Source organism: Indibacter alkaliphilus LW1 (assembly GCF_000295935.2).
Taxonomy (GTDB): domain Bacteria; phylum Bacteroidota; class Bacteroidia; order Cytophagales; family Cyclobacteriaceae; genus Indibacter; species Indibacter alkaliphilus.
The window spans coordinates 335,974-361,682 of record NZ_ALWO02000037.1 but is presented as its reverse complement, the minus strand read 5'-3'; the positions used below and the strand labels follow the sequence as shown (position 1 = coordinate 361,682).

Here is a 25,709-nt window from a genome sequence, read left to right as displayed (position 1 = left end):
ATGGAAAAGTATTTTGATTCCCATCTTCACATTACTATGAAAAGTCAGTTTTCCCAACAGGATGATCCGACCAACCCCTGGGAAACTATCACTTTTGCAGACCTTTCCGAGGGGCTTAGCTTTTTGACCAAGTGCTTGGGCAAAGCTATGTTTGAAAAAACTTTTGTCTCCCAGTCTTCTCCGGACCAATTGCTTAATGCAAATTACCAGTTGGCTATGGTCGCCTTGTTTTATCCGGACAAAGGACTTCTTGAAGCTATTGAAGAGAAGAAGATGTTTATGAACCTTCTTGAAAAAAAGCAGGGTACAGGCTTTGGGAAAATCCTTAGTTTCAAAAGATTTCAAGAATTAATCAATGAAAGGCACCCGTTGAATGTGGTGAAGAATGACCTTGAATTGTTAAAGCTGGAAGACCCAAAAGGGAGAAAATATAAATTACTCAAAAATAAAGCTGAATTTCACCCTGATAAGAAAGATGTTCTAAACTTGGTTTTCACCATTGAGGGCCTGCACTGCCTGGCTTCAGACCTGAAAGAAGGCCAATTGGCAAACGGAGCTGATAAAACCATCAAAAATCTGGATAAACTTTTGGAAGAGAACCCTATCAAAATTATCTCAATCAATATCACGCATATTGACAATAGCAATCAGGTATTCAGCAACCAGGCTTATGCCATGGATGGTATGCGGGCAAATGGTTTTAGAGAGGTAGATTTACGCCCAGTAGGCAATGGACTTACCGGCGAAGGGAAGAAAATGATCAAAGCCTTGGATGAAAGGGGTATTTTGACAGACACCAAGCACATGAGTGTGGTGGCAAGGAAGGAATTTTATGAATTTCGAAAAAGAGAGGGGATCACATCCCCCATTGTCTGTTCACACGGGGGGCTCACTGGGATTTGGTTTGATCAATCTGACGAGAAGTTTACAGACTATGTTTTGGAAACCCGGAAAATCGGCGAACATCAAAGGATGAGGCTTGGTAAACCTGTCAAATACAAAAAAGGGAAAGTGTATGATCAGATAGGCTTTAATGCCAGTACGATCAATCTTTTCAATGAAGATGTGAAAGAAATTTTTGATTCGGATGGACTTTTGGGTATTTCTTTGGACCAAAGAGTCTTGGGATATTCGGGAGTATTCAAAACCGGGACGGGGCACATTACCAACAATGTACTGACAGGCTCGGCCGGAATTTGGTCCGGTATCCATTGGGTCACTGATACGGATTTTGTTTCATTGGAGGAATTTAAGGATAGGGGATTCAAGAGCGATAGGCCTTTTGGTTTTGCATGGAGGAACTGTGTAGATGCAGATGCCTTGGACAGCCTGATCAATAAGAATATCAACAATGTGAGAGAAATACATTTCCTCCATTTTGCATTCCATATTCTCCATTGTTTGGTTTTGGGAAAATTCTTTGACTCGAAAAATGGGGTCAAAAAAATGCTTACCCAGATTCTTTGTATAGGGTCTGATTATGACGGAATGATTGAGAGCATTAGTTCCGCAAAGGATGCCACTGAAATCCATTTATTGAGGAAAAAATTCATTCAGGATTTTCCCGGAATACTCAAAGAGCATAAAATTGAATTGCCAGAGGGTATTAGTATAGAAAAAGCTGCAGATAGGATATTCTTTGAAAATGGGAGGGACTTTGTTTTGAAACGACTTTAGTTTTAATATAGGTCAGATAATTTTTTTCAATTCCTAGTGCTGGAATGATTGTTGACTTAATTTAAAGTGAAATCAAAAAAGGGAGATTATGATCATTATACAAAATAGCGCTATAAATAACTTTCCAATTGTGGTATTTGGGAAAAAGAACGAAAAGGGAGTTGACAAAAGGTCTAACAGAGACAATCCTGGGGATGCTGATGGGGCTCGACCTCCAAGAAAGAAAGATTACGAAAATGCTCAGGATGAAAAAGGAAAGGACAAAGAAAGAAATACTGGTCAAGAGGTAGACAACGAAAAAAAGGACAAAAACAAAGAATAAACTTCTTTTCTAAAATAACTGGGAGGATAAATTACCCTTTTTGAGGTGATTTATCCTCCTATGGTTTTAGGATTTTATTTAAGGAATTGATTTTTAAGCATGTTATAACATATTATTAAAACAGACTTTTAAAAACTTAATGAATAAAAAATAGTATAACTTCTAGCCTTTTTTGACTTTCAATGAAGTGCCTTCTGTGCTGATGACTTTTACTTTTTCTCCTTTGTCAATAAATTCCCCCCTGGAATAGGCATCATAGACTTCATCTTCAATTTCCACTTTTCCGCTGGGCATCAGTCTGGTATGTGCTATACCTTCTTTTCCCAATAGGTTATCTGCATAAGAAGTAGAAGTATACCCTTCATCTCTCCTTTGAGTGGAGGCAAGCGCAATTGTGCTAAAAGCACTCCATTGATTCACCTTAGGTGCAAAGAAGAAAATCAGCCCAATAGCTGTTACAGCAGCCAGTATTACGGTCAATAGCGCTGCAAACAAATCCCCTGAAGGCACGAAAGTAAAGTCAAAAGCATCATTAGGGACCATACCCAAAGTGAGACCGGTCAGGATTCCGATAATTCCCAAAATTCCGAAAATTCCAAATCCAGGCAAAACGAATATTTCAACAAGTAAAAAAATGCAACCCACAATAAACACGGCAATTTCCCAATTCTGAGCAAGACCTATTAAATAATAAGGGATGAAATAAAGGACAATGGCAATGATGGATGCAGCAAGTGGAAATCCAACACCTGGAGTCTGGATTTCAAAATATATCCCTGCAAATATGATCAGAATCAAAAAGCCGCTTACGGCAGGATTGAGAAAGAATGCAATAATGCTTTCAACGGAAGATGTGGAATATGCGATCAACTCATAGTCTTCAATTCCTTGCTTTTGGATGACTTCAGTCAAAGAATTGGCCTGGCCTTCACTGAAGCCATTGGCTATTGCTTCAGAAACAGAAAAGGTAATTACGGTACCCTTTTCACTTACCCCTTCCACTTCTAGGTTTTCGTCGACCATGGCTTCTGCAATTTTGGGATTCCTGCCTTTGGCTTCAGCTGTACTCCTCATCATGGAGCGCATGTAGGATTGATATTTATCTGGAGCTGCTTCTCCTCCACCGCCCATGACTACAGTCGCAGCTCCAATACTGGCTCCTGGAGCCATATATATGCTATCGCATGCAATGGAAATCAACGCACCAGCAGAAGCTGCGTCTTTATTGATCCATACATGTATGGGTTTTTCTTCTTCCAATATCATGGTTCGGATATCATCTGCATCGTTTACAGCACCCCCATAGGTGTCCATTTCTATGATAATAACATCTGCATCTTTTGCTTTGGCATCTTCAAGTGCCAAACGCACTTTTCTATTCATTCGGGGATCTATATTGTCATCTATTTTGAAGGTGTAGACAGTTTTTTTTCTCTTATCCAAACTATCGGCTTCTTGAGCATTCAAGTGAAGAGGAAATAATAGGATAGAAAAAATCAGGGAAAACAGAACTTGATTCATTGTATAGCGATTTGTTATTGAAATATACTAATATTCGTGGATATCCAATTTTCATATCCTACGTTACTGGAATGTAAAGGAAACGAATCCCCGCAATGCTTGTTCATTTCCTTGCAATTCATAAAATTAATCTGAAATTTGTGCCTTAATAATACCCAATAAAAGTTTATGAAGAAGTTATTGATTCTCAGTTTTGTGTTATTTTCCTTTAGCTCAGTGTATGCCTACGACCATGTACCTATGGACTCAGTAGGGGTGGAGAAAGTAGGTGACAAAACCTTCATTATTCATGAAGTAAGTCAGGGAGAGACGCTTTTCGGGATTTCAAGAAGATATGAGGTTGCTGTAAACGATATCTTGCAAAATAATGCGCAGTTGCAGGATGGACTTAAAATGGGCCAAAGAGTACGTATTCCTTATGTAGCAAAAGAAGCACTTCCTGAAGGTGCATCACTTCATAAAGTAGCACCTGGTGAAACTTTATTCGCAGTTTCCAGAAAATATGGTGTCAGCGTAAGTGAGGTGATGGAGTGGAACAAGCTGAAAGGAAATGATCTTAGTGTAGGTCAGGCATTAATTATAAAAAAACCAAATGTAGCAGAAGCAAACACTGCTCCTGCAGCTGCTCCACCGGCTCAGACCGTTTCACCCGCTAACCCTCCGGCTCAAGTAGCAGCTCCTGCGAATGAAAAAACTGAAACAGCCACTGTCATAGAAGAAGCAAAAGTTGCAGCGAAGCCCTTGGCCGAAGCTTCAAAACAAGAACCAAAGGAGGTATTTGTCAAAGAAACTGAAATGGCCAAGCCTACACCCGCCTCGGGTGCGGCCAGTCCAAATACATCCAAAGCCTTACCCGGTGATTGGATTACGCATACGGTAGAGCAAGGAGAGACTTTATTTTCCATTGCCAAGCGCTATGAAGCGAGAATTGACGATATCATTTCCTGGAATGCCCTTTCATCGAACAACCTTTCTACTGGTCAAAAGTTGAAAGTAGGAAGAGAAAAGGTTGAAGCTTCAACAGTTCCCATTGTGGTAAATAATGAGAAAAAGGAAGCCAAGCTTGTTACCAATGAATCCAGTGAAGAAAGTACTGCCTACAAAAATGTCAAAGAAACCGGTTTGGCTGAGGTAATTGAAGGGACAGGTAATCATAAGAAATATCTGGTACTGCACAGAGATGCACCAGTAGGCACCATCATGAGGGTTAGGAATGAAGAAAATGACCAGACTATCTTTGCCAGAGTGGTTGGGAAGCTACCTGATACAGGTGATAACAACAGATTGGTTATTAAATTATCCAAGGCGGCTTATGATCAGCTAAGAGCCGTCAATACACGTTTTCCGGTAGAGATTTCTTATTGATTTTGGGAACTTTTTTACCAAGGCCTGACCTAAATATCCTGTAGGTCAGGCTTTTTCTTGGTAGCATACCGAAAACTGATTTTTGCTATTCCAAGCCTAAGCTTATACCTTTACGGCAGTATTTTCTTCCTATGAACAAACTTTCCATTTTATTTCATCATATATTCAGGTATATCTGGAATGGTATTTTTATCATTTCATATCCTGTGTTGGCTACTTTTGGGCTGTTGTTTGTTGGAGTGACTTATGTTTTTTCTGCATTGTCAAAGTTATTGACTAAGATAAGGCCAAATGCCGATAAAGTACCTCAAGTATTAAAAAGCAGCTGGGAAATTCTACCCAATACCCATGACTTTTTGGAGGCCAAAGTTTATAAGCAGATTATGTTTGGTCCTGCTTGTTTTCAGTTGAGAAGAAAGGATGGGGTTCCTTCGGTGTTAGAAGATCATATTTTTGGTGGAAAAGTGAGATTTATAGACGAGGGAATCTTGTTGGAAAAATGGAATGCTTTAGATTCCAAAGATTTGCCTGATTTTGATATTTGTTTATACGATCCAGATTATGATAAATTGACAGCCTTGACCAATATCAAATGTTTTGATTGGCATTTGTCAGAAAGGGAAGAAAACAAACTTCATTTTAAGTGGTTTGACGGAACTCAGGGCGGTGAAGTAAAAGTTGCCTTGTAAATGGATTTGAAAGATTTTTTGGATTCCAAGGTTGATCAGTATAACCGACCTGGATTTATAGAGTTAGACCCCATCTCTATTCCCCATCAATATTCGAAAAAGCAGGATATAGAATTTACAGCTTTTGTGGCAGCTACTTTGGCATGGGGCCAGAGAAAAACAATTATCAATAAATGTTTGGAGCTTTTTGAAATGATGGATAATTCTCCACACGATTTTCTCCTCAACCATTCTGAGCTTGATTTAAAACCTTTTCTGAGCTTCAAGCACCGGACTTTTAATGATATTGATACGTTGTATTTTATTTCTTTTTTCTCTTGGTTTTACAAAAATCATGGTAGTTTAGAAGAAGCATTTACAATTGGATATAATCCTAAGCAAAATATTATGGAAACACTCTTGGGGAACTTCCATGATTATTTTTTCCAATTGCCTGAAGCACCCCAAAGAACAAGGAAGCACGTTGCAACTCCAAAAAGAAAAGCTGCTTGTAAACGAATCAATATGTTTTTGCGCTGGATGGTGAGAGATGATGCCAGAGGGGTGGATTTTGGAATCTGGAAGACCATCCAACCTTCTCAGTTGATTTGTCCATGTGACCTGCACGTAGATAGGGTAGGAAGGAGGTTGGGCCTGATTACCAGAAAACAAACAGATTGGCAGACTGCTATGGAACTTACAGACAGACTCAGGGAATTTGATTCTGATGATCCGGTGAAATATGATTTTGCCTTGTTTGGATTGGGGATTGAAGAAAAATTTTAGGAAAGCCTGTTGGCTTTGTTTTATGGTTTTTGAATTGTAGAATTTTATGAAAAAAAATCCCTGATCATTTTTTGATCAGGGATTTTGTCTTGAAGTTGCTTTTATTTGATATCTACTTTTTCAATTTCTTTGAAAATATCAATCGTTGTGCTGTTTGCTTTGTCTTGGAACTGTTTCCAGTCTTTTTGGATAAACTCACTCCATACAGAGATAGCTTCTTGTGCACTTTCTTTTGCATGATCAAGTAAACGTCTCTCTGTATCGCCTGGAGCTCCATATGAAGAACCAGCATAACTCCTTGGAGCAAAAAGTCTACTCATTGTGGTAGGGTAAAGGTTTCTTACAATTCCCTGTCCTTCCATAGTTGGCCCATAGAAAGCTTCTCTGGTTTTATCAATTTTCTTCTTGATTTCAGTCGCGGCTTCGTTGAGTGCCTTGATTTCATCGCCTTCCAGATCTTTGGTATAAGCCAAAATCTTGTCAGCTGTTTGCTTGGCTTCTTCGAGCTGTCTACTAGCCTTCATGACTTCAGCTCCTAGCTGTTCTACAGATTTGATAAACTCTTCCCTTGCTCTCAAATCCTGAATTGAAGCTTCTATTCTAGGGTCAAGATTGACATTGATGTTGGTTTCTGAGCTTTCATCTCCATAGGTGAATACTACTTTATAGGTGCCTGGTAGAGCCGGGCCTCCACTTGGTTCATTGAATCCACTTCTGCTACTTCTACCAGATCCACCTCTTCCCATTGGTGTGTCTACAGAAGATTTGCGGTCAAGGTTCCAGATGACTCTGTTGACACCATGCTTAGGGACGGTTTTCAAAGTCCTGATCTGTTCGCCTGCAGAATTGAAAATACTTACTGTGACAGAATCGTACTTTTCTTTACCAGGGTCATTGAGTATAAAATGAAGTCTTCCCCCAAACTCCCTGTTTTCTCCGGCATATTTTCCATCAGCAGGGAATCTTTCTCCATGAGGCTGGTGAATTTCTGCCTGATAAGCATCTGAAGGTGTGATAGCTGTGATTTTTGCGTCCGGTGTTTTGCCTTGATTTTTAGCAAATGCTCTCAAAGGCCTGATGTCATCCAATACATAGATGGATCTTCCAAAAGTCCCGATTACCAAATCTGCCTCTCTTTCCTGAATGACCATATCATAAGTAGAAACTGCATTTGGATAACCATGCCTCCATTGACTCCAGGTCTTGGCATTGTCAAAACTCACATAAAGTCCGAATTCTGTTCCTAAGAAGACCAAGTTTGGTTCTTCAGGATCCTGAACTATCGAAATGGTATAACCCCAAACCTTGGAATCATCAGCAATTCGCTCGTAGCTGCTACCATAGTTCTTTGTTCGGTATGCATAGGCAGAAAAATCATTGTTCCTGTAATTGTTTGCTACAATCCATGCTTCACCTGCATCATATTTTGATGCTTGGATTTGTGGAATCCAGCTGGCTTGGGGGAGCCCTGTCAGCTTGGAGGCGGTATTTGTCCATGTTTTTCCCCCATCTTTGGTAACTTGCACATTTCCATCATCTGTACCTACCCAGATTACATCGGGGTCAATTGGACTTGGAGCAATTGCTATGATCGTTGTATGATTTTCTGCACCGGTAATGTCATATGTAAGACCTCCTGTTTGCTGCTGCTTTTGTTTTTCAGGATCATTGGTGGTTAAATCCGGAGAAATGACTTCCCAAGTTTCTCCTCTGTCTGTGCTTTTATGTAAGAATTGGCTACCATAATAAATGGTGCCAGCATCGTGTGGAGATTGTGCCAATGCGGCATTCCAATTAAATCTTAGAAATACATCCTTATCAGGATGGGTTGGTCTGATTACTCTTTTGTGTCCGGTGAGTTTGTCAAATCGGGTAATGTTTCCGCCTTGAGACATTGAATATCCAAACCGGGAATCTTCAGGGTCAGAAACAACATCAAAACCGTCTCCAAATTGAATTTCCTGCCAATAAGTATTTCTAATTCCATCTCTTCTCCAAACATAAGCTGGACCTACCCAACTGCCGTTATCCTGAAGTCCACCATAGACATTATAAGGCACTTCATTATCAACGTTGATGTGATACCACTGTCCTACGGGGATATTTTCTGCAAAATACCAAGTCTTGCCTCCATCTCTGGTGATGTTCAATCCTCCGTCGTTGCCATCAACCATAAAATTAGGATCATGTGGATTAATATACCAAGCATGATGATCAGGATGGACGCCAGCATAAGTTAACAACTGCTCAAATGTTCTACCACCGTCTTCGGTCATCCCTACTCTAGAATAAAGCGTGTAAAGTCTGTCAGGATTCTTTGGGTCTGCATGGATTTCAAAATAGTAAAAAGGTCTGTCGCCTATTTCAGGTTTGTCATTGACCATTTTAAAATTGTCGCCCCCATCATTGGATACATAAAGAGCATTTTTGGATGATTCAACCAAAGCATATACTTTTTCACTGTTAGCTTTGGAAATCGCTAAACCCATTCTTCCAAGCTCTCCTTTTGGTAAACCGTTTTTCTCGTCGAGTTTTTTCCAGTTATCTCCTCCATCATGGGTTACATACAATCCAGATGAAGGTCCACCTGATTCAAAAAACCATGGATACCTTCTGTGTTGCCACATGTTTACAAAGATTTTATTCGGATTGTTAGGATCCATGATAATTTCTCCCACTCCTGTTTTGGTATCTATGTAAAGGATTTTACTCCAGGTTTTGCCTCCATCAGTTGTTTTGTAAACACCTCTTTCTTCTTGTTCTCCCCAAGGTGAACCAATTGCTCCTACAAAAACAGTATTCGGGTCATCTGGGTGTACGATAATTCTGTGGACAGCCCGGGTTTTTTCCAAGCCCATTAATTCCCAGGTCTTTCCTGCATCCAAAGACCGGTAAACACCATAGCCCATGTTAAGTGAGTTTCTCGGGTTCCCTTCACCTGTTCCCAACCAAATGATATTTGGATTTTTTTGGTAAATGGAGATTGCACCTATAGAATGCACTTTCTCTTCATCAAAAATAGGAGTCCAAGTGATTCCGCCTGAGGTGGATTTCCATAAGCCACCTGATGCAGATCCTGCATAAATAATATTTGGGTTGTCATCGACCGCATCTATTGCCGTGATTCTCCCACTCATTCCTGCCGGGCCAATGGCCCTTGCTTTCATGACTTCAAATTGAGCCATATCTACCTGTTGTGCAAACAGGTCAATGCCAATAAAACCAAACAGCAGTAATAAAAGGGCTGCTACCTGGAATTGTTTTCCTAAGTAAAATTTTGTTTTCATAAGTATCGCTGATAGTACAAGTATAATATTTCAAATACTTATTTAAATACCAATGAAAATATGTTTTTCAATATTAGTGGACAATATCATTTACAAGTGGTTTGACAGAGCTGACAGGATATATGGGTTTATTTCTTGGAGAAACTTTCGGGAATTTTACGGTAGGTTTGGGGGCTAAAGCTTTTTGCTTTATTTTACCGAAAAAACCAAATATTATATGATTAAGAGATTAGGTTTGACGAGTTTGGTATTGGTTGTATCAGCAGCTTTTACCTTTACAAATGCCCAAAAAGACCGATGGCAGCAAAAGGTCAAGTATGAGATGGATGTCAGTATGGATGTAGAGGCCAATACTTACAAAGGAATCCAAAAATTACACTATATCAACAATTCTCCGGATACCTTATTTAGAGCTTTTTATCATCTCTACTACAATGCCTTTCAGCCCAACAGCATGATGGATGTTAGGTCTAGAACAATCGCAGATCCTGATAGAAGAGTAGGGGATAGAATCCTGAATCTTAAGCCTGAGGAAATTGGGATTTTGAAAGTGAATTCTTTGAAAATGGAAGGTCAGCAGGCAAAAATCCATCACGAAGAAACTATTCTTGAGGTAGATCTTCCCAGACCAATCTTGCCTGGGGAGACTGTGGTTTTTGAGATGGAATTTGAAGGACAAGTACCATTGCAGGTAAGAAGAGCAGGGAGAGACAATGCTGAAGGGATTAGGTATTCCATGTCTCAGTGGTATCCTAAAATGGCAGCTTATGACATCAGGGGCTGGCATGCCAACCCATATATAGGAAGGGAGTTTTATGGAAACTTTGGAGAATTTGATGTTAAGATAACCATTGATAAGAATTATATTCTTGGTGGGACTGGCTATCTGCAAAACGCCAATGAAATTGGATATGGCTATCAGGATGAAGAGGTAAGTGTTCCGGCACCCACTGGAAATACTTTGACCTGGCATTTTTACGCTCCGGATGTGCATGATTTTATGTGGGCTGCAGACCCAAAATTCACCCATGACAAATACCAAATGGAAAATGGACCGATGGTCCACTTGCTTTATGTCAAGAATGAAAAAACAGAAGAGAATTGGGAAAAGCTTATGGGCTACACCGTAGATGCCATCAAGTTTATGAGCGATAATTTTGGGAAATATCCTTATGATCAGTTTTCTGTAATTCAGGGTGGTGACGGAGGTATGGAATATCCTATGTCAACCTTGATCACAGGCCATAGAAATTTAAGAAGCCTTGTGGGGGTGACAGTTCATGAATTGATACATAGCTGGTATTATGGAGTGTTGGGATTCAATGAGTCATCTGAGCCTTGGCTGGACGAAGGCTTCACTACTTGGGGGACCAATGTGGTAATGGATGCAGTATTTGATAAAAGTGAGAATTTCATCCAGGACGGAAATTACAGATCATACTTTAGACTGGCCAATGCAGGCTATGAAGAGCCATTGACAACGCATGGGGATCATTACAATTTGAATTCAGCCTATGGACCAGGGACTTACTCCAAAGGTGCTGTCTTTGTAGAACAGCTGGCATACATTATGGGTAAGGAAAACTTTGATATAGCCATGTTGAGACTGTGGGATGAATACAAGTTCAAACATCCCAATGGCAATGATGTGATCCGTGTGATGGAAAAAACAAGTGGATTGGAACTGGATTGGTATTATGACTACTTTATTGCTTCCACCAAAACAATCGACTACGGTATCAAAAAAGTGGAGGCAGCTGGAGATAACAAAACCAATATAGCTTTGGAAAGGGTTGGTTTGACCCCCATGCCACTTGATGTGGTAGTGACCTATCAGGATGGAAGCCAAGAGACTATCTATATGCCTTTGGTTATCATGCGGGGCGAAAAGCCGGAAGAAGAAGGAATGCCTTCACGTTTAAAAACTGTAAAATGGCCTTGGACTGACCTTTCTAAGGATATTACCCTTGACAGGCCAATCTCTGATATCAAATCAGTAGAAATTGATCCAAGTCAGCGCTTGGCTGATATTAATAGGGCTAACAATAAATTCGAAGTATCTGTAGAGATGGAGAAAAAATAAAGTTGAGCTTAACCAAAAAAAAACCGGAAGATTTAAGTTCCGGTTTTTTTGGATTGATAAGTGTTTGAAATAAAATTAGGCACATAAAAAAAGGTGGTTTATTAAGCCACCTTTTTTATTTCTTTTTCTAATATTAACCTGCGTTTTTCTTGTCCTGCACTTCCTTCCGGATATCTTGTGCCATATTTTTAAGGTCTTGCATTCCTTTTCTCACTCTCGTGCCCGCAGCCTGATTGCCTTTGTTGTAGAACTTATCAAAGTCTCCTTCCAGACCCATTACTAGATCTTTGATTTCGTCAAATCTGCTCATGATAAAAGTTATTTTTAAGGTTGATGATATGTTTTGATTTACCGTTCAATATAGTTAAAATGTTTATAAAACAACAGCAGAAAGGCCTTTTTTGACTTTTATTCCCCAAAAGAAATGGCCAATTCTGTGGTTTTATAGTAACCGCTAAGCAATTTTTCCTTAATCGCCTCAAAAGCTGAAATTGTTTCCTTTACATCTTCAAGGGTATGGACTGCGGTAGGGATTAACCTAAGGATAATCATACCTTTAGGAACTACCGGGTAGATCACCACAGAGCAGAAGATATTATAGTTTTCTCTTAGGTCTTTGCTTAAAGTTGCAGCTTCTCCGACAGTTCCGTTCAAAACAACCGGTGTTACAGGAGAATTGGAATTCCCAGTGCTGAAACCTTTTTCTTTTAACCCGTTTCTCAACGCATTCACAATTTTCCAAAGGTTGTCTTTCAGTTCTGGTCTTGTTCTGAGCAATTCCAATCTTTTCAGTGCTCCTTCTACAAAAATCATTGGTAGAGATTTGGCAAAAATCTGAGACCTCATGTTGTATTTCAGGTATCTGATCACTTGCGTATTTCCAGCTACAAATGCTCCAATGGAAGCCATGGATTTGGCAAAAGTAGAAAAGTAAAGGTCAATTTCATCCTGTACACCCTGCTCTTCACCGGCACCGGCACCTGTTTTTCCCAAAGTACCGAAACCATGGGCATCATCTACCAAAAGTCTGAAACTGTATTTAGCTTTCAATTTGGTGATTTCAGCAAGCTTGCCTTGGTCTCCAGTCATTCCAAATACACCTTCTGTAATTACCAATACACCACCACCGGTTTCTTCAGCCAGCTTAGTAGCTCTTTGGAGTTGTTTTTCACAGCTTTCTATGTCATTATGGGGGAATACGTATCTTTTGCCCATGTGCATCCTCAAAGCATCAATGATACAGGCATGGCATTCACTGTCATATACCACCACATCTTTTCTGTCAAGCAGTGAATCTATCACTGACATAATTCCCTGGTAACCATAATTGAGCAAATATGAGCTCTCTTTGCCCACGAATTCAGCCAACTCCCTCTCCAATTGCTCGTGAAGATCTGTTTGTCCGGACATCATTCTTGCCCCCATTGGATATGCTGCTCCCCATTTTGCAGCAGCTTCTGCATCGGCTTTTCTGATTTCAGGATGGTTGGCAAGGCCTAGGTAATTATTAAGGCTCCAAGTCAACACTTCTTTCCCTTTGAACTTCATTTTTGGAGCAATCTCTCCTTCTAGTTTAGGGAATGCGAAATATCCTTCAGCAAGTTCTGAATGCTTACCCAAAGGGCCAAGGTTTGTTTCTAATTTTGCAAATAAATCCAAGACTATAGACGTTTATGTTTTACAATTTTATGCGGGTAAAGACTTCCCGTAAATCGGGCAAAACTAACACAATTATACCACCCTTGCAAAAATCAACCTCCATTTCAAATATTCTTTCTAATCCTCATTTTATTTTATTTACTTCGTGAGTTAAGCTTATTTTTAAGAAATAGACCCATATATGAGTAAAATAAAAAAGCTCCTGATCGCAAACAGGGGAGAAATTGCATTAAGAATCATGAAAACTGCCAAGCAGATGGGGATCACTACGGTGGCAGTCTACAGCGAGGCTGACCGACATTCCCCACATGTTAAATTTGCAGATGAGGCGGTACTTTTGGGGCCTCCGCCATCCAATCAATCGTATTTGCTTTCTGATAAAATCATAGCGGCATGTAAAGAGCTTGGAGTGGATGCCATTCACCCTGGGTATGGATTCCTTTCAGAAAATGCAAGCTTTGCTAAAAAAGTATCGGATGCAGGGATTGTTTTTGTAGGGCCGTCTCCGGAAGCCATTGAAGTGATGGGGAGCAAACTGGCAGCTAAAAATGCTGTTTCCAAATATGGGATTCCTATGGTGCCAGGTACAGACGAAGCCATTACTGATATACCCGCAGCAAAAGTCAAAGCACAGGAAATCGGGTATCCTATCCTGATCAAAGCAAGTGCAGGTGGTGGTGGAAAGGGCATGCGTATCGTTGAATCAGAAGCTGAGTTTGAGGAGCAAATGCAGAGGGCTATTTCTGAGGCAGAATCCGCTTTTGGTGACGGTGCGGTTTTTATTGAAAAATTTATCACCTCACCAAGACATATTGAAATACAGGTTTTAGGTGATCAACATGGGGATATCGTTTACCTTTTCGAAAGAGAATGCTCTATTCAGAGAAGGCATCAAAAAGTGATAGAAGAAGCTCCTTCTGCAGTAGTCTCACCGGAAATGAGAAAGGCTATGGGAGAAGCTGCTGTAAAAGTTGCAAAAGCATGCGATTATACAGGTGCAGGTACAGTAGAGTTTATAGTGGATGAGAAGCTTAATTTTTATTTCCTCGAAATGAATACCAGACTGCAGGTAGAGCATCCCGTTACCGAAATGATCACGGGGAAAGACTTGGTGAAAGAACAGATTTTGGTAGCTGAAGGTCAGCCTTTAAGTTTTTCCCAGGAAGACTTACAGATCAATGGTCATTCCATTGAAGTTCGGGTATATGCAGAAGATCCCAAAAACAACTTTCTTCCGGACATTGGGAACCTCAGAACTTATATCAAGCCCCAAGGACCGGGTGTGAGGGTGGATGATGGTTTTGAACAGGGAATGGATATCCCGATTTATTATGATCCTATGATCTCCAAATTGATTGTTCATGATGAAAACAGAGAGAAGGCCATTCAGAGGATGATCAATGCCATCGATGACTATCAGATAACGGGCATTGAGACTACTTTGGGTTTTTGCAGGTTTGTTTTAGAGCATGATGCATTTACATCAGGAGATTTTGATACTAAGTTTGTGGAGAAATATTTCAGTCCTGAAATGCTGGAAATCAAATGGACAGAAAAGGAAATGGAATTGTTGGCTGGTTTGGCAGTGGAGTTATTTGAAAGAAATAAAGCTAAAATGATTCCAGAAATGGATGCTGCCGGTAAAAAGACCAATTGGAAAAACCGTTTGATATAATGGCGGAAATTCTACCAATCAAGGCCTGGCGCTACCATGATAACCTAGGTCGAAAAATAGAGGAGTTGACCTCGCCGCTTTTCGATGTGGTCTCACAAAAGCAGAGAGAAGCTCTCTATTCCAATCCTATCAACAGTATTCATCTTTCAGTTCCTTTGGGTCCTGATCCTGTTCAGAATGCTTCAAGAACTCTGGAAAACTGGAAGGATAAAGAAATCCTCAAACAGGACGATTTGCCAGGTATTTATGTCTATTATCAATATTTTAAATTTCCAGGCCAAGAAGAAGAGTCCTGCAGAAAGGGGTTCATAGCGCAGATCCGAGCCTATGACTGGGATGAAAAAGTAGTGCTCCGGCATGAAAACACCATAGCCAAAGCAGTCAATGACCGGATAGATTTACTCAGGGCCACCCAAATACAAAGCAGTCCTACCCACGGATTGTACGAAGACCCACTTCATGAACTGGAACCGTACATGGATGAGGCTATTGAAGACCCTATCTATGATTTGGAAGATTATCAGGGTGTAAGAGAGGTTTTGGCAGTAATTCATGATGCCAATATAATCAGCAAGTTTTTGAAAGTTTTGGAATCAAAGCATGTGATTTTGGCCGACGGGCACCATAGGTATGAGGGCGCCATAGCCTTCAGAAAAGAGATGACTGGAAAAAATCCGGATCATACAGGGCAGGAAGGATATAATTACCACATGATGTATTTCACCAATGCACTATCTAAAAATCTCAGGATTTTACCGACTCATAGACTTTTTTTAAATATAGATTTAGCTGAAGGCGAAATCCTTCAAAAACTTGAGCCTTGGTTTATTATCAAAAAGCTCAATGACGTCGAAGAAATCTCAGAATTGATTCTGCAGAGGAAGTGGGCATTCGGTTTGATTTTCTCGGAAAATGCATATAAGATCCGTCTCATTCCTGAAAAAATTCATGAAATGCAACTTTCAATTCCAGAAGTTGTCAAGGAAGTCGATATGATGGTGCTGCATTATTTCTTTATTGATAAAGTTCTGGGTGTACCTTTGGATAAGCAACGTTTTTCCGATAAGATAGAATACGAAAGGAATTTAAGACGCTGTTTAGGGAAAGTGGAAAAAGGGATAGCCTCTTTTGCTGTAATTACTAAAGATGTGGCCATGACTCAGGTTTTGGATGTGTGCAAAAGCGGGTTTACCATGCCCCAAAAATCCACCTATTTCTACCCCAAAACGCTATCAGGGTTGATTTTTGCATCCGTTGCTGAAGAAGACTTTGCATTTCCCTATCAAGCATTCAAAGGATGATAGATTTAAGATCAAAAAAACTTATACTGGCATCCAAGTCCCCAAGAAGAGCCGAATTGCTGAAGGGGCTTGGATTGGATTTTGAGGTCAGGACCAAGGATGTTAAGGAGGATTTTCCAGAAGAAATGCCTGTGGAAAAAGTGGCGGAATACTTGTCTGAGAAAAAAGCCGCAGCATTTCAGGATGATTTACGCTCCGATGAAATCCTTCTTACTTCAGATACAGTGGTCATTGTAGGTGACAAAGTCTTAGGTAAACCTGGAGATCTGGAAGAAGCCAGGGCTATGATCCGTTCTCTTTCCGGGAAAGAGCATCTGGTAATCTCGGCCATTACCTTCAAGTCTACCCATAAAACTGTAAGTTTATCCGATACAGTCAAGGTAAGTTTCAAATCCCTGACAGCAAAAGAAATTGATTATTACGTAGAGACTTTCCAACCTCTGGATAAGGCCGGAGCCTATGGAATACAGGAATGGATAGGCTACATAGGTGTACTGAAAATAGAAGGTTCATACTTTACCGTCATGGGGCTTCCTGTACATTTGGTTTACGATGTTTTGAAGGAGTGGGAGGGGTAATTGTTTAAATATCTATTTTATTTATTGCCAAAGGGATGGATAGCAAACTCCTACGACCTGCGTGCTGTCTTTTGTTTTCCATTAGGTTGAATATTAGAAAATAAAATACTACTTGATTATTAGAATTGGGGGTAGCATGGAGTTTACTAAAGTGTTCACTTTATAAAGTTCAAATAATATCTCCAGAGGAGATAAGTGAAGTTTCTTAGAAATAGAGCAGGGTTCCTGTGAAGGTAAATAAAGATCAGCCAATTGAGGGTAAATCTTTCCATGTGAACTTTCTTTACTGATTTAAGCCGATATAAACCATTTCTATTATACCTGTAGAATGAGGTGGTTTCAGGTGTTGATATTACTTTGCCACGGTTTTTTAGATAAACAAACAATATTACATCCATTACAGGGGCTTTTCTTGTTACCTTATTTTTTAAAAAATCATTCATATCGTTTTTAAAAAACCAGCTTGAAATATGTCCGAGATAGGCAACATTTCTAAGTTCCTTTGGGGATTTAATGGAAAAGGTGTCAACCAACGGTTTTGCACTTTCCCCTGAGGATTTCTCTAGTAAAGTGTTTGTCAGACATAAGTTCGCTTCAGGATTTTTTTCCATCAAATCAAATTGAAGCTGAAGTTTGTTTTCATCTATCCAATAATCATCTCCATCGCAGTAGGCTATGTACTTGCCTCTAGCACACTTGAAATTTTCTAAATGGTTAAATCTGCCAACCTTTTTTCCTTTTATGAAGATTTTATCCTCTTCTTTTCTTAAAAAAAGACGAATTTTATCTGGGTGTTTTTCTGCATATTCAATACATATCGCACGGGTTCCATCAGTGCTGGCATCTTCTCCTACAATAATTTCGAATGCGAAATCAGTCTTTTGGCTGAGAATGCTATCAAGACAGGTTGATATGAAATCTACATGTTGAAAAGTCGAAACTAAAACAGATACAGTAGGTTGGATTTTAGATATTGGCTTATCGGACCCAAGATATTCCATGTTAAATTTCTTTGACTACTTTACAAGGGTTTCCAAAAGCTATGCAATTAGCAGGAATGTCTTTGGTAACCACACTTCCAATACCGATAACTGTGTTTGCTCCAATATTTATATTGTCTTTGATAACTGCTCCCGACCCTATAGTGCAGCCCGGACCGACATTAACCTTTCCTGATAGAACGGCTCCTGGGTTAATATCAGTAAAATCCCCAATGGAATTATGATGGCCTATTGAGGCCCCTCTTTTTACAAATACCCCAAATCCTATGGAAGATTGAGATCCTATTACAGTTTTTGGTTCAATAAGTACTCCTTTTTCCAATTTTGATGAAAGTGCCAAATAGCTTGTAGGGTGAACCAATTGTTGATATCTTTCTTTATCAACCTGAAATTCAGAAAAGAAGTAATCAAAAATAGCTCTCTTATTAGAAGCTCCTGATGTTCCAAAAAAGACAGCACCTGAAATTTCCGAGTATGAATTCATCGGATGAGCTTCATAAGAATATTGAAGAACAGGCATAAAAGGTTCTAAATACTGCTCTTGATTGATAAAGAATTCAAATCTTGAAATACCATATATCTCTTGAAACATATCAAAAAGGATTGTGCTGGTATCCTTAGATATACCTAGTAGTTTGGTAGATTTCATCGTTTTCTATTGTAAAAACCTTTATTTCCAAAATCTTTCGGGTGATAAAATTCTTTTCCATGAATTTCGATAAGCTGGTGAATTCTCTTTACCAATTCTAAATTGGTACAATGTCTACTGCGGTTATGGTCCCACCAGATATTATCCTCTATGCCTACCCTAACACCGTAACCAAGAGCAATGGCCGCTGCATTTACAGATAATTGATGGCTACCTAGGCCAGCCATTGCAATATAATGTTCATTTGGAATTTCATTGATAGCCAATCCAATATGGCTAAATTTTGGCTGAAGGCCTGCGATGTTTCCAAAAAGAATGTTCCAATAGAAAGGCCCTTCGACGAGCCCCTTCTTGATTAGGTAATGACCAAAGTTAATCATCCCCATATCAAAACATTCCAACTCTGGCACAACACCGTATTGTTGCATTTTTTCTGCCAATCGTTTTATCATTTCAGGTGTATTCATTGACGCCTGATTAGCAAAATTTAGCGAAGAAAGGGTGAGCGAACACATGTCAGGTTGAAGCTCAATTACAGCAGACCTTTTTTCAAATTCAGGAAAATTTCGCCCTGAAGTGCTACCACAAATAATCAATTCCGGGCAATGTTTCCGAACTCCTTCAAATATTTCCTGGTATACATTTTTCTGGTACGTCGGAACCCCGTCATCTTGTCTGGCATGCAAATGAGCAATGGTTATTCCAAGCTCATATGCCTCATGGGTTTGTTCAATAATTTCTTGAGGGGAGATGGGTACATTAGCCGTTGTTTGTTTGGTGGGAACCATACCCGTCGGGCAAAAATTTATTATAATTTTTGAATTCATTTAATTTTTGAAAATTTTGGATTTATTTGAAACGAAAATCTAATATAAGGACCTTATTAATATATTTAAACAAAAAGAAGATGTATTGACTTCCATTTTAAATTCACTAATAATTACTTGATGAAAATTAAATTTAACTAATAAATATTATTAATTAAACTATGTTTAAAGGCTTGAGTCCTTAGGTTTTTAAATTTCGTTTGTGTGTCTCTCTGATCCTTATTGATTTTTTGGAACAGGACATCATGATTAACCTTGATTGCTTAAGAGATATCTGTAGGATTTATTATAAGTATTCTGATGATAATATGGTGAATAGTTACAGGGAAAGGCTACTAAATTTTAAAATAGTAAAGAGGAGAAAGTCAACAATTTCTATCTTGATGAAGACAGACGAAGGCTTTAAGCTGAAATAAATGCCCATTATAAAACCTAAACTGGAAATTCTAGATAATTATAATCCTGAATTCCCTGACGTTCACAATCAAATAAAGAAAAGGCTCAATAAAAAAAATGATAAGGGGATATTATTGCTTCATGGAAAACCAGGAACAGGAAAAACGACCTACTTAAGATACCTTATAAACTCAATCAAGAAGAATATAATATTTTTCCCGCCCAATCTAGCTTCACAGATCGTTCAGCCAGACTTTGTTCAATTTCTTATATCAAATCCCAATACCATTTTGGTCATTGAAGATGCAGAGAATATTATTACCAACAGAGAAAATTCTGGGACCTCAGCAGTCTCATCTTTATTGAATATTTCAGATGGCTTACTTTCAGATTTTCTAAATATACAGGTGATATGTTCATTCAATACTGAGATTACCAATATTGATAAAGCTTTGGTCAGGAAAGGAAGATTAATTGCCAATTATGAGTTTAAGGATTTGGAGATTGAAAAAGCCAAAAAACTTTCTGAAAGATTAGGATTGGGAATTCAAATCGATCGCCCGATGTCTGTTTCTGAGATTTACAACATGAAAGAAAGGGTTTATCAGGAGCCTGATAAAAATAAAAAAATTGGATTCTAGAATAATTCAATAAACAAAAGCCCTTGTCTGAAATTTTCGACAAGGGCTTCTTATTAAATCTCAAATTCTCCGGGAATTGATTACTTTTTCTTCTCCTCCTCCTTTTCCACTTTTACCAAATCCCCATCTTTCAATTGTCTGCTGACTACAAAGTATGGCCCTGAGATGATTTCCTGTCCTTCTGATATACCTTCCAAGACTTCAATATTGTCAAAGTCAGAAATCCCTGTCTTGATCTCGATCATTTTTGCTTTTCCGTTATCATTGACAAAGACCAACTCTTTTGATTTGGTACTGCCGTCAGGATTGGTAGTAGTCTCTTCCTCTCTGGTCGTCACCGCTGCTAGGGGCACAGCTAAAATATTATCTTTTCTTTGCGTGATGATATCCACACTTGCGGTCATACCAGGTCTGAATGGGAACCTGTTTCTATCTGTAATCAACTCTTGATAGGATTCATTGATAATCCTGATTTTGACTTCAAATTCGGTAACTGCATCAGCGCTTGCTTTTTCATTTGCTGAATTGGCAATAGAAGTCACTACTCCTTTGAATTTTTTTCCGGCAGCACTATAAGAATCAACATCTATCAATGTGGTGTCTCCCAAACTGATTCTGATAATGTCGTTTTCGTTGACATTCACCCTGACCTCCATTCTGGAAAGGTCAGCAAGTCTCAACATTTCGGTACCGGCCATTTGCTGTGTTCCCACTACACGTTCGCCTTTTTCGACCAACAACTTAGAGACAATTCCATTTACAGGTGAATAAACATTGGTCAATCTTAAGTTTTCCGCTGCTTCATTGACGGTGGCTTGGGCAGATTTAATGATGTATTCTGCAGCCAAAACAGATTGTTCGGCAGCATCAAGGTCATTTTGTGCCGTTAGGAAAGTGGATTGAATTTGTTCCCAATCCGCATCTGAAATCACCTTATCCTTGTAAAGTTTTTCATTCCGCTTGTATTCAAGTTCGGCCCTTACAAATTGCGCTTCTGCTCTTTTTAAATTTGCTTTGGACTGTGCAAGGTTCGCTTGGTTTTGGTTGAGGTTAGCTCGTGCTCTGTCCAAAGCCGAAATAAAGTTGTCAGGTCTGATTTTTACCAATAGATCATTGATTTTCACAGAATCCCCTTCCATCACGTTGAGTTCGATGATCTCTCCTGCTACATCAGGACTTAACTTGACTTCAATCTCAGGCTCAATAACCCCGGAGGCACTCACTTTTTCTGTAATCGAAAGTTTACCCGCTTTCTTGGTTTCTACAGTTACTTCTTTTTCACCACCTATCCAACCGGCAGATTTTCCGATGATTGCAAATAGGATGATTACTCCAAGAACACCTAAGAGTATGTAGATGAGTTTGTTAGACTTTTTCTTTGCCATTGATGTTTATTATAATTTAAGTGGGTTGCCTAGATAAAAATCCAGAACTTTTACTCTGAAAATGTAAGTGTATTTTGATGTTACCAGATCAGCTTGAGCATTGAAGAAGTTATTCTGTGCCAATTGGTAATCTGCAAAGTTGATAGCTCCGGCATCAAACCGTTGCTCTGCAATCCTAAAAGACTCTTCCAAAGAAGAAACCCTGATTTCAGAGGCTCTGAAAGATTGTCTTGCTGCGTTGGCATTGGTATAAGCGGACTCTATGTCCTGCCTCAAGATGTTTCTTGATTCTTCTTCTTGTATTTCAGAAAGTCGTTTTTGTAGTCTTGCACGCTGCACATTGGCCCTATTTCTGAAATTGGAAAGAATAGGAATATTCAGCTGAATGTTTCCTGAATTGGAAAAGTTGTTTCTGATCTGCGTACCGAATTCCATTCTCTCACCTAGGAAAAATTGATCTACATAATTTGAGAATGCACTTGCACCAATTCCTAAGGTTGGGTAATAACCTGCTTTCGCCACCCTGACACCATAATCTGCACTTTCCACTCCCAGTTCAGCGGCTCTTATTTCAGGCATCAATTCCAATGCCACCTGAAAGATTTCATCTACATCCCTTTCAGTCATGATGATGTTTTCAGGATCTAATTCAGGGGCTACCACGTCCAATTCTTCTCTGAATGGTATCTGCATGGCTTGTGCCAGGTTGAGTTTTGCAATTCTCAGGTTGTTTTGTGCATTGATCACTTCCAGCTCATTGGTAGCATTTTGAGCTTGAATATCCAGTCTGTTTGCAAGAGGCAAAGCGCCGGCTTCCACAAGTTTTGTGGTATTGATCAACTGCTCCTTGGTAGTACCCAACTGATTTTCGGCAATTTTCAACTGCTCCTTGGCAAAGACCACATTGATGAAAAGGTTGATGACTTCAAGTGTGATGTTGTTTTCTGTTGCCAATACATTGTATTGGGCTGCTTCAATATCTACTTTGTTCTGCCGGATGGAATTTGTGATCTGTTGGCCAGCAAAAAGTGTCATGTTGGCATTAGCAAAAAGGTTGACGTTACCGATTCGGTTGTTTTCAAAAAGGTTGGTCACAGGGTTGATGGAACGTCCCCATCTATAACCTGAGCTCCCTCCGGTTGAAAGTGTTGGGATTCTCTGCCCAACATTTCCTATCAAATTGGCTTCTTGTGTGGCCAAATTAACCTGGCTACGTTTCAGTTGAAGGTTATTCTCCAAGGCCGTTTCAATGCAGGTTTCCAGGTCTAGGTTACTGATATCCGAAAACTGTGCGCTACTGTCTAAGGCGAAAAAAAAGACCAAGAGCAGTCCTATGCTTAATTGAATTTTCATCTTATAAATCTATATCTGGTATGTAAATCAATTCTTTTACCCAAGGAAGACTCCTTAGATATTCTATGGTAATGGGTTGAATTCCTGAATCCATTTCAATCACGTGGCATGCAATGTCATTTTTCCCTTTACGGGAAACGGACATGGTTGCAATATTGGCTTTTTCCTGAGCTATCACTGAGGATATAAAAGCAATAGCCCCAGAGATGTCCTGGGCTTTCAGAATGAGTGTATGCGATTGGGCCGAAAAATTGGCATGGAATCCATCTACTTCTGCTATGTTGATAATTCCACCTCCAAGACTTTCTCCGATAACTTCTATTTTTCTCCCGTTTTTGGTCAGGTTTAGTTTAATGGTATTTGGATGGTACACTGAAGCATTACCTATGGATTTGAAAGTGTACTTCAGGCCCTTTTCCTTGGCCAGCTCAAACGATTTCTTGATGTTAGAATCATCGGTTTTCAAATCCAACAAACCACCTAAAATAGCTAGATCACTTCCATGACCCTCATAAGTTCTTGCAAAGGAGTTGTAAAAAGTTATTACTGCTTCTTCAGGAATGCCCCCCAGAACCTTAATTGCAGCTCTGGCAATTCTTACCACACCTGCTGTATGCGATGAAGAAGGTCCTATCATCACGGGGCCGATCATGTCAAAAACACTACTTTTTGTTCCCATAGATCCAATTTTTTCAATTAGTGTGCTAAAAGTAACAATATATTTCTTTGGACTCTATGTTTATCGACCAATTGCCTTATTCAGTAGATAAAATCTTAAAGTTTTAATTATTTTTAACCAATCAACATTTATTCAAAACTCAAATCTGTACGAAATCGAACAAAATTATGTACGTCAGTGAGACAGTTTCTTTTTTTAAATCTCAATCGGGAACTTGGAGCAGTGAGCCCTGTGATTTTCATAACCGGGGGTTTTTATTCGGTGATGGGATTTTTGAAACAATGGTTTTTAAGAATGGTGAAATTATGTTCAAAGAGTTTCATCAAAGGAGGCTAATGACTTCTTGTAAGGTTTTGGAGTTGGAGAGGGATGGACTTACCCAGATTTCAGAATTGGAAAGTATGTTTTCTGAAAAATTTCCCAAGAACTCTGTACTTAGGATGCGGTGGAATATTTTCAGAGCTGGAGAAGGGAAATATACGCCTGAGAAAAATCTTATTTTGGAGTCTATTCAAGTCAGATCATTTTCAAAGCCTGAACCTATTAAAGAAAATATTGCCTTTGCCAAAGATGTTCAACTTTTCCCAACCCCGTTTACTCATTGCAAAACGCTGAGTGCACTGCCTTATGTGTTGGCTAATCTTGAAAGAAAGCGTAGAGGGCTTGATGATGTTATTTTATTGGATCATGAAGGTCATATTTCAGAAGCCGGAGCATCCAATATTTTTTGGAAGACAGACGGAAAGTACTTCACCCCCTCCCTCAAGGCTTCATGTATAGATGGAGTAAGCAGAAATGTGATTTTAACTCAACTGAAGCAAATGAAATTGCCTGTGGAACAAGGTTTGTATAAAAAAGAGGATATTTTGAAGGCAGACCTTGTTTTCGTTTCCAATGTGACCGGAATCAGTTTGGTGGAAAAAATCGAAGGCAGCCGATTCAATGTAGAGGGACTGCCTTTCGAGCTGTTGAATCTTTTTGAATAGTTTAAACAGCCACTGCAGCCTTGATATGTGGATGTGGATCATAATTGGCCAGTTCGAAGTCTTCGAATTTAAAATCAAAAATATCCTTCACCTCAGGATTGATTTTCATGGTGGGCAATGGTCTGTGGTCTCGGCTGAGTTGCAGTCTTGCCTGGTCCAGATGATTGCTGTACAAGTGGGCGTCCCCGAAAGTATGTACAAATTCCCCAGGCTCCAACCCACACACCTGGGCTACCATCATCGTGAAAAGGGCATAAGAAGCAATATTGAAGGGGACACCCAGGAATACATCAGCACTTCTTTGATATAGCTGGCAAGAAAGCTTGCCATCAGCCACATAAAATTGAAAAATGGTGTGGCAAGGAGGCAAAGCCATATTGTCTACATCAGCCACATTCCAGGCACTTACGATATGTCTTCTACTGTCAGGTTTAGTTTTGATCTGATGGATGAGGTTTTTGATCTGATCTATTTCACCTCCTTTTCCATCAGGCCAATGTCTCCACTGGTATCCATATACCGGTCCTAAGTCCCCGTTTTCATCGGCCCATTCATCCCAAATAGAGACTTTGTTTTCATTCAGGTATCTGATGTTGCTGTCCCCTTTCAAAAACCATAGTAATTCAATAATGATCGATCTGAGGTGAAGCTTCTTGGTTGTCACCAAAGGAAAACCCTTCTGTAAATCAAAGCGCATTTGATGTCCAAACACACTGATTGTACCTGTTCCGGTTCTGTCTTCTTTTTTGACACCATTGTCCAAAATATGCTGCATCAAATCGTGGTATTGCTTCATGTCTTCAAGGAATTTATTCCCGGCAATTTAGAAATATATGAAACAATTTGAAAGCTAGTATGTATCTTTCATTG

The 25,709-nt window shown here is 39.4% G+C and carries 22 protein-coding genes; 11 read left to right on the top strand and 11 right to left on the bottom strand.

The window, feature by feature from the left end:
• Both A33Q_RS13970 and A33Q_RS13965 read left to right on the top strand, forming a co-directional pair.
• Positions 1 to 1,677 (top strand): membrane dipeptidase, encoded by a 1,677-nt coding sequence (locus A33Q_RS13970; RefSeq protein WP_009033480.1) that lies wholly within the window; start codon positions 1 to 3, stop codon positions 1,675 to 1,677.
• A gap of 88 nt (positions 1,678 to 1,765) precedes the next feature.
• A complete protein-coding gene (locus A33Q_RS13965; RefSeq protein ID WP_009033479.1) occupies positions 1,766 to 1,999 on the top strand; it encodes a hypothetical protein in 234 nt (77 codons plus the stop codon).
• 162 nt (positions 2,000 to 2,161) lie between these two features.
• Here A33Q_RS13965 and A33Q_RS13960 read toward each other — a convergent pair whose 3' ends face one another.
• Positions 2,162 to 3,520, bottom strand: coding sequence for an NfeD family protein (locus tag A33Q_RS13960; protein ID WP_016255276.1), 1,359 nt, complete (start codon positions 3,518 to 3,520; stop codon positions 2,162 to 2,164).
• A gap of 168 nt (positions 3,521 to 3,688) precedes the next feature.
• Between A33Q_RS13960 and A33Q_RS13955 the strand changes: the two genes are divergently transcribed.
• The 3 genes from A33Q_RS13955 to A33Q_RS13945 all read left to right on the top strand — a co-directional run bounded on the left by A33Q_RS13955 (position 3,689) and on the right by A33Q_RS13945 (position 6,339).
• Positions 3,689 to 4,885, top strand: coding sequence for a LysM peptidoglycan-binding domain-containing protein (locus tag A33Q_RS13955; RefSeq protein ID WP_009033477.1), 1,197 nt, complete (start codon positions 3,689 to 3,691; stop codon positions 4,883 to 4,885).
• Between the two features lie 131 nt (positions 4,886 to 5,016).
• Positions 5,017 to 5,574 (top strand): hypothetical protein, encoded by a 558-nt coding sequence (locus A33Q_RS13950; RefSeq protein ID WP_009033476.1) that lies wholly within the window; start codon positions 5,017 to 5,019, stop codon positions 5,572 to 5,574.
• A complete protein-coding gene (locus tag A33Q_RS13945) occupies positions 5,575 to 6,339 on the top strand; it encodes a TIGR02757 family protein (RefSeq protein ID WP_009033475.1) in 765 nt (254 codons plus the stop codon).
• 101 nt (positions 6,340 to 6,440) lie between these two features.
• Here the strand turns inward: A33Q_RS13945 and A33Q_RS13940 are convergent, their stop codons facing one another.
• Complete coding sequence (locus A33Q_RS13940; protein ID WP_009033474.1) at positions 6,441 to 9,626, bottom strand: VPS10 domain-containing protein; 3,186 nt, start codon at positions 9,624 to 9,626, stop codon at positions 6,441 to 6,443.
• Positions 9,627 to 9,843: 217 nt separating this feature from the next.
• Here A33Q_RS13940 and A33Q_RS13935 point away from each other — a divergent pair, with 217 nt between their 5' ends.
• On the top strand, positions 9,844 to 11,709 hold the full coding sequence (locus tag A33Q_RS13935) for a M1 family metallopeptidase (protein WP_040490464.1): 1,866 nt from the start codon (positions 9,844 to 9,846) through the stop codon (positions 11,707 to 11,709).
• A 133-nt stretch (positions 11,710 to 11,842) separates the two neighbouring features.
• Here A33Q_RS13935 and A33Q_RS13930 read toward each other — a convergent pair whose 3' ends face one another.
• A complete protein-coding gene (locus A33Q_RS13930; RefSeq protein ID WP_009033472.1) occupies positions 11,843 to 12,019 on the bottom strand; it encodes a histone H1 in 177 nt (58 codons plus the stop codon).
• Positions 12,020 to 12,117: 98 nt separating this feature from the next.
• On the bottom strand, positions 12,118 to 13,368 hold the full coding sequence (locus A33Q_RS13925; RefSeq protein WP_009033471.1) for an aminotransferase class I/II-fold pyridoxal phosphate-dependent enzyme: 1,251 nt from the start codon (positions 13,366 to 13,368) through the stop codon (positions 12,118 to 12,120).
• A 181-nt stretch (positions 13,369 to 13,549) separates the two neighbouring features.
• On the opposite strand from A33Q_RS13925, the gene accC reads away from it, so the two are divergent.
• From accC to A33Q_RS13910, 3 genes are read left to right on the top strand one after another with little or no spacing between them, the layout of a single operon-like run.
• Entirely contained in the window at positions 13,550 to 15,043 is a 1,494-nt protein-coding gene (accC, locus tag A33Q_RS13920; RefSeq protein ID WP_009033470.1) for an acetyl-CoA carboxylase biotin carboxylase subunit, read from the top strand.
• The gene (locus A33Q_RS13915) at positions 15,043 to 16,344 is read left to right on the top strand and encodes a DUF1015 domain-containing protein (RefSeq protein WP_009033469.1); all 1,302 of its coding nucleotides are present in this window, start codon (positions 15,043 to 15,045) and stop codon (positions 16,342 to 16,344) included. Before accC ends, A33Q_RS13915 begins: the two co-directional genes overlap by 1 nt.
• Positions 16,341 to 16,922, top strand: coding sequence for a Maf family nucleotide pyrophosphatase (locus A33Q_RS13910; RefSeq protein WP_009033468.1), 582 nt, complete (start codon positions 16,341 to 16,343; stop codon positions 16,920 to 16,922). Before A33Q_RS13915 ends, A33Q_RS13910 begins: the two co-directional genes overlap by 4 nt.
• A gap of 155 nt (positions 16,923 to 17,077) precedes the next feature.
• On the opposite strand, the gene A33Q_RS21595 is transcribed toward A33Q_RS13910, so the two are convergent.
• Genes A33Q_RS21595 through A33Q_RS13895 form a run of 3 tightly spaced genes read right to left on the bottom strand, consistent with a single transcriptional unit; the run spans position 17,078 to position 19,399 of the window.
• Positions 17,078 to 17,923: a glycosyltransferase gene (locus A33Q_RS21595; RefSeq protein WP_016255274.1), complete on the bottom strand. Its 846-nt coding sequence runs from the start codon at positions 17,921 to 17,923 to the stop codon at positions 17,078 to 17,080.
• Between the two features lies 1 nt (position 17,924).
• Positions 17,925 to 18,515, bottom strand: coding sequence for an acetyltransferase (locus A33Q_RS21590; RefSeq protein ID WP_016255273.1), 591 nt, complete (start codon positions 18,513 to 18,515; stop codon positions 17,925 to 17,927).
• Positions 18,516 to 18,568: 53 nt separating this feature from the next.
• Positions 18,569 to 19,399, bottom strand: coding sequence for a BKACE family enzyme (locus tag A33Q_RS13895; protein ID WP_009033465.1), 831 nt, complete (start codon positions 19,397 to 19,399; stop codon positions 18,569 to 18,571).
• 416 nt (positions 19,400 to 19,815) lie between these two features.
• Here A33Q_RS13895 and A33Q_RS13890 point away from each other — a divergent pair, with 416 nt between their 5' ends.
• Positions 19,816 to 20,436, top strand: a complete 621-nt coding sequence (locus A33Q_RS13890) for an AAA family ATPase (RefSeq protein WP_009033464.1) — start codon at positions 19,816 to 19,818, stop codon at positions 20,434 to 20,436.
• A gap of 80 nt (positions 20,437 to 20,516) precedes the next feature.
• On the opposite strand, the gene A33Q_RS13885 is transcribed toward A33Q_RS13890, so the two are convergent.
• Genes A33Q_RS13885 through sdaAB form a run of 3 tightly spaced genes read right to left on the bottom strand, consistent with a single transcriptional unit; the run spans position 20,517 to position 23,853 of the window.
• Positions 20,517 to 21,821, bottom strand: coding sequence for an efflux RND transporter periplasmic adaptor subunit (locus tag A33Q_RS13885; protein ID WP_009033463.1), 1,305 nt, complete (start codon positions 21,819 to 21,821; stop codon positions 20,517 to 20,519).
• A 9-nt stretch (positions 21,822 to 21,830) separates the two neighbouring features.
• Complete coding sequence (locus tag A33Q_RS13880; RefSeq protein WP_009033462.1) at positions 21,831 to 23,174, bottom strand: TolC family protein; 1,344 nt, start codon at positions 23,172 to 23,174, stop codon at positions 21,831 to 21,833.
• A 1-nt stretch (position 23,175) separates the two neighbouring features.
• Positions 23,176 to 23,853 carry an L-serine ammonia-lyase, iron-sulfur-dependent subunit beta gene (gene sdaAB, locus A33Q_RS13875; protein ID WP_009033461.1) on the bottom strand — a complete coding sequence of 226 codons (678 nt, stop codon included), beginning with the start codon at positions 23,851 to 23,853 and terminating at the stop codon, positions 23,176 to 23,178.
• A gap of 167 nt (positions 23,854 to 24,020) precedes the next feature.
• On the opposite strand from sdaAB, the gene A33Q_RS13870 reads away from it, so the two are divergent.
• Positions 24,021 to 24,839, top strand: coding sequence for an aminotransferase class IV (locus A33Q_RS13870; protein WP_009033460.1), 819 nt, complete (start codon positions 24,021 to 24,023; stop codon positions 24,837 to 24,839).
• 1 nt (position 24,840) lies between these two features.
• Here the strand turns inward: A33Q_RS13870 and A33Q_RS13865 are convergent, their stop codons facing one another.
• Positions 24,841 to 25,635, bottom strand: a complete 795-nt coding sequence (locus A33Q_RS13865; RefSeq protein WP_009033459.1) for a thymidylate synthase — start codon at positions 25,633 to 25,635, stop codon at positions 24,841 to 24,843.
• Positions 25,636 to 25,709: the final 74 nt, after the last annotated feature.

Bases quoted from the DNA above. Each gene is read 5' to 3' on its own strand.
- A33Q_RS13930 (WP_009033472.1), bottom strand. From the start codon at position 12,019: ATGAGCAGATTTGACGAAATCAAAGATCTAGTAATGGGTCTGGAAGGA.
- A33Q_RS13885 (WP_009033463.1), bottom strand. From the start codon at position 21,821: ATGGCAAAGAAAAAGTCTAACAAACTCATCTACATACTCTTAGGTGTT.
- sdaAB (WP_009033461.1), bottom strand. From the start codon at position 23,853: ATGGGAACAAAAAGTAGTGTTTTTGACATGATCGGCCCCGTGATGATA.
- A33Q_RS21595 (WP_016255274.1), bottom strand. From the start codon at position 17,923: ATGGAATATCTTGGGTCCGATAAGCCAATATCTAAAATCCAACCTACT.
- A33Q_RS13965 (WP_009033479.1), top strand. From the start codon at position 1,766: ATGATCATTATACAAAATAGCGCTATAAATAACTTTCCAATTGTGGTA.
- A33Q_RS13945 (WP_009033475.1), top strand. From the start codon at position 5,575: ATGGATTTGAAAGATTTTTTGGATTCCAAGGTTGATCAGTATAACCGA.
- A33Q_RS13915 (WP_009033469.1), top strand. From the start codon at position 15,043: ATGGCGGAAATTCTACCAATCAAGGCCTGGCGCTACCATGATAACCTA.
- A33Q_RS13960 (WP_016255276.1), bottom strand. From the start codon at position 3,520: ATGAATCAAGTTCTGTTTTCCCTGATTTTTTCTATCCTATTATTTCCT.
- A33Q_RS13955 (WP_009033477.1), top strand. From the start codon at position 3,689: ATGAAGAAGTTATTGATTCTCAGTTTTGTGTTATTTTCCTTTAGCTCA.
- A33Q_RS21590 (WP_016255273.1), bottom strand. From the start codon at position 18,515: ATGTTTCAAGAGATATATGGTATTTCAAGATTTGAATTCTTTATCAAT.
- A33Q_RS13895 (WP_009033465.1), bottom strand. From the start codon at position 19,399: ATGAATTCAAAAATTATAATAAATTTTTGCCCGACGGGTATGGTTCCC.
- A33Q_RS13970 (WP_009033480.1), top strand. From the start codon at position 1: ATGGAAAAGTATTTTGATTCCCATCTTCACATTACTATGAAAAGTCAG.
- A33Q_RS13910 (WP_009033468.1), top strand. From the start codon at position 16,341: ATGATAGATTTAAGATCAAAAAAACTTATACTGGCATCCAAGTCCCCA.
- A33Q_RS13950 (WP_009033476.1), top strand. From the start codon at position 5,017: ATGAACAAACTTTCCATTTTATTTCATCATATATTCAGGTATATCTGG.
- A33Q_RS13940 (WP_009033474.1), bottom strand. From the start codon at position 9,626: ATGAAAACAAAATTTTACTTAGGAAAACAATTCCAGGTAGCAGCCCTT.
- A33Q_RS13935 (WP_040490464.1), top strand. From the start codon at position 9,844: ATGATTAAGAGATTAGGTTTGACGAGTTTGGTATTGGTTGTATCAGCA.
- A33Q_RS13865 (WP_009033459.1), bottom strand. From the start codon at position 25,635: ATGAAGCAATACCACGATTTGATGCAGCATATTTTGGACAATGGTGTC.
- accC (WP_009033470.1), top strand. From the start codon at position 13,550: ATGAGTAAAATAAAAAAGCTCCTGATCGCAAACAGGGGAGAAATTGCA.
- A33Q_RS13880 (WP_009033462.1), bottom strand. From the start codon at position 23,174: ATGAAAATTCAATTAAGCATAGGACTGCTCTTGGTCTTTTTTTTCGCC.
- A33Q_RS13870 (WP_009033460.1), top strand. From the start codon at position 24,021: ATGTACGTCAGTGAGACAGTTTCTTTTTTTAAATCTCAATCGGGAACT.
- A33Q_RS13890 (WP_009033464.1), top strand. From the start codon at position 19,816: ATGCCCATTATAAAACCTAAACTGGAAATTCTAGATAATTATAATCCT.